1 pseudogene is annotated in these 687 nt (G+C 61.9%); it reads left to right on the forward strand.

What is annotated here, in order from left to right:
- Positions 1-687, forward strand: a pseudogene (locus tag IFT82_RS20355) (integrase core domain-containing protein); the annotation flags it as partial.

Raw genomic sequence — 687 nt, forward strand, 5'->3', positions numbered from 1 at the left:
CATAAGTCGGCTGCCCGAGGTCGATGGCGACAAGCCGGTCCGAGCGAAGTTCAAGGCATACCCGATCGGCTACTTTCACGTCGATCTGGCCGAAGTGCGAACCGAGCAGGGCAAACTCCACCTGCTGGTGGCGATCGACCGCACCTCCAAGTTCGCCTTTGTCGAACTGCACGAGAAGGCCACCCGCCGCATCGCCGGCGACTTCCTGCGCCACCTTGCCGCAGCCGTGCCGTACCGGATCCACACGGTGCTCACCGACAATCCTGTCCTGAGCGAAGTCGAAGGGGGCACGCATTTCACCGATCCGACTGGCGATGGCTGAACGCCCGAGGACATCAAGGAAATGCGGGCGCAGAAGCTGCCGTTCCTCTGCCACGCCTTCGAAGCCGCATGCGCCGACCTCGACATCGAACACCGCCTAACCAAGCCAAGGCATCCGTGGACCAACGGCCAGGTCGAACGGATGAACCGGACGATCAAGGAGGCGACCGTCAAGCGCTATCATTACGAGACGCACGACCAACTGAGGCAGCACCTCGCCGACTTCGTCGCCGCCTACAACTTCGCCCGCCGGCTCAAGACCCTGCGCGGTCTCACGCCGTACGAGGCTATCTGCAAAGCATGGACCGATGACCTGGACCGGTTCATATCAAACCCGCACCATCAATCGTCGGGACCAAACATCTA

The sequence above is a fragment of the Sphingomonas sp. CFBP 8760 genome (assembly GCF_014841615.1).
Classification (GTDB): domain Bacteria; phylum Pseudomonadota; class Alphaproteobacteria; order Sphingomonadales; family Sphingomonadaceae; genus Sphingomonas.